Genomic DNA, 2,910 nt, shown 5'->3' on the forward strand with positions numbered 1-2,910 from the left:
GGGGTTCGTCCTTCGGCACGGCGTCGAACGGGAACGTCATCGATACCCGCAGGCCGCCCTCGGGGCGATTGCCGATGTCGCACGCGCCCCCCAGCCTGAGCACGAGCCGCTCGACGATCGCGAGCCCGAGCCCGCTGTGGCCGTTCCCGCCGCGCGCGGGATCGAGCCGCACGAACGGCCGCGTGGCGGCCGCGAGGTCGCGCGGCGCGATGCCGCCGCCGCTGTCGCTGACCGACAGCACGTAGCCGGCCGGCGTGCGCGCCGTCTCGACGAATACGGGCGGTGCACCGTACGCATGCGCGTTGTCCAGCAGGTTCGACAAGATCCGGTCGAGCGTCGCCGTCGGCAGCCGGAAGCCGGGATCGGCCTCCAGCCGCGTCTGGACCGTCGGCGCATTCGGCGCAACCGCACGATAGCTACGCGCGATCCGCTCGCACGCCTGGTCGACCGGCACCGGCTCGCTGCGGTCGGCCCCGCCGTGCGCAAACACCAGGAACTGGTCGACGATGTGCGACATCGAGTCGACGTCGCGCACGACGCCGTCGCGCAGCCGTGCGTCGTCCATCATTTCGGCCCGCAGGCGCATCCGCGCGAGCGGCGTGCGCAGGTCGTGCGCGACGCCGGCCAGCATCACCGCGCGATCGCTCTCGGCCTGCGACACCTGCTCCACCATCTGGTTGAAGCCGTGCGTGAGCTGGCGCAGCTCGCGCGGGCCGCGCTCGCGCAGCGGCGGCACCGGCTGCCCGCGACCGAAACGCGCGACCGCGCGCGCGAGCGAGCGCAGCGGCTGCTGCAACTGCCAGGCCGCGAACAGCGCGGCGATCACGCCGGCCGAGAAGATCGTGCCGAGCCACAGCAGCATCCGGTCGAGCGAGCGCGGCGGCCGCAGCGGCTGCACGGGCACCACGATCCAGTTGCGGTCGGTCGGCTCCTTCACCCACAGCACCGGCGGATGGCCGGGCGTGCCGATCTCGACCTGCGTGCCGGGCGGCATGCGCTCGCTCACGTCGTCGCGGAACCGCTTCAGCGGCGGCGGCAGCCCCGAATCGCCGCTCTTCGGCACATCGGCACTATCGGGCGACACGAGCCGCACGCGCGACGGCAACGGCTGGTCGGGCGTACGCTCGATGTGCTGGCGCACCGCGTCGACGAGGAATGCGGCTTCCTCGACCGCATAACGCGTCTGCATCTGGTTGCGCTCGAGCCGCATCGCGAAGAACCACGCGAAGTGCGACAGGAGCAGGACACCGACGACGAGCAGCGCCAGCCGCCCGAACAGTGAATCAATGGGTTTGCGCATGGGCCTCGCCGTCGGGCACGAACACGTAGCCGCGCCCGCGGACCGTCTGGATGAAGCGCGGCGTCGACGGATCCGTTTCGAGGATGCGGCGCAGGCGCCACACCTGGACGTCGATGCCGCGGTCGGTGCCGTCGTACTCGGGCCCGTGCAGCAGCTCGAGCAGCCGCTCGCGCGTGAGCGTGCGCAGCGCGTGGTTCACGAAGATCTTCAGCAGCGCGAATTCGCTGCTCGACAGCGTGGCCGGCTTGCCGTCGACCGACAGCGTGCGCGCCTGGAAGTCGAGCAGGAAGCGGCCGAACGCGAACGGCTCGCGCTGCTCGGGCGCGGCCGCCGACGGCGTCGCGCGGCGGCGGCGCAGCACGGCCTGCACGCGCGCGAGCAGCTCGCGCGGATTGAACGGCTTGCCGAGGTAGTCGTCCGCGCCGAGCTCGAGCCCGACGATGCGGTCGACGTCGTCCGCCCGCGCGGTCAGCATGATCACGGGGATGTCGTCGCCGGCCGCGCGCAACTGGCGCAGCGCGGTCAGGCCGTCCACGCCCGGCATCATCAGGTCCAGCACGATCAGGTCGGGCCGCTCGCGCTCGAGGCGCTTCTCGAGCGTCGCTGCGTCGTGCAGCACGGACACTTCCATCCCCTGGCGCACGAGATAGTCGCGCAGCAGGTCTCGGAGTTCTTGGTCGTCGTCGACGATGAGGATCTGGGTAGTCATGGCTCGAAGTTTACCGCGCGAGGGCGGAGTCGAAGAACGAAACAAAGGGGCGAAAGGGTTACTGCGGGTTACCGCGCAAGGGAACTGTAATGCGCGGTAACCGGGCCGCCACCCCGCGTAACACCCGCCGGGGCCTGCATCGCTAACCTGCGTCTTACCGGATGCGGTACCCGACTTTCCCGGCACCGCATCGCCGGACCCTTTGGATACAAGGAGTTTCTGAAATGTATAAGAAGACTTCCCGCGTGGCCATCGCGGCCGCCACCGTGCTCGCTCTCGCATTCGGCACCGCGCATGCCGCGCAACCCACCGACGTGCCGCCGCCGGGCGGCCCCGGCATGCACCAGATGCACGGCGGGCACGAAGGCGGCCCGTTCGGCGCGATCATGAAACTGCACGACCAGCTGAAGCTCAACGCGTCGCAGGAACAGCAATGGCAGGCAGCCGTCAACACGATGAAGCAGAACCGTGACGCGATGCGCAAGAGCCACGAGCAGATGCGCGAGCAGTTCAAGGCGCAGCAGAACCAGCCGATCCTCGACCTGAGCGCGATGCACTCGGCACGCCAGCAGGCGGAGGCGCAGAACGCACAACTGCGCGAGCAGACGTCCGCCGCGTGGCTCACGTTCTACAACGGGCTGAACGACCAGCAGAAGACGATGGTCAGCACGGCGCTCAAGCAGCAGTTCGCGAAGATGGAGCAGCGCCACGAGAAGATGAAGGAGCGCTGGGAGCAGCATCGCGCGGCCGCGAAGGGCGCGTCGGCGCCGGCGCAGTAAGCCGGCGGGCCGCTCCCGCAGCGGCATCGAAGGGGACGCAGGCACCAGCCTGCGTCCCCTTTTCGTTTCAGGCGACGTCGAACAGCAGCACCTCGGCCGTGCGGCCACGCGCGAACGCCACC

Annotated in this window: 3 protein-coding genes; 1 reads left to right on the forward strand and 2 read right to left on the reverse strand. The window is 70.0% G+C overall.

The genetic code is table 11. The features are described from left to right. Together JMF90_RS31625 and JMF90_RS31630 are read right to left on the reverse strand one after the other, a co-directional pair. A partial coding sequence (locus JMF90_RS31625; protein ID WP_201325906.1) for an ATP-binding protein occupies window positions 1-1,300 on the reverse strand: 1,300 nt, incomplete at its 3' end. Then, entirely contained in the window at window positions 1,284-2,009 is a 726-nt protein-coding gene (locus JMF90_RS31630; protein ID WP_006493394.1) for a response regulator, read from the reverse strand. The genes JMF90_RS31625 and JMF90_RS31630, both read right to left, overlap by 17 nt. Window positions 2,010-2,233: 224 nt before the next feature. On the opposite strand from JMF90_RS31630, the gene JMF90_RS31635 reads away from it, so the two are divergent. After that, entirely contained in the window at window positions 2,234-2,788 is a 555-nt protein-coding gene (locus JMF90_RS31635; protein WP_011545928.1) for a periplasmic heavy metal sensor, read from the forward strand. The last annotated feature ends 122 nt before the right edge of the window (window positions 2,789-2,910 follow it).

The sequence above is a fragment of the Burkholderia sp. E168m23 genome, from assembly GCF_016586125.1.
In the GTDB taxonomy this organism is placed as follows: Bacteria; Pseudomonadota; Gammaproteobacteria; order Burkholderiales; family Burkholderiaceae; genus Burkholderia; species Burkholderia orbicola.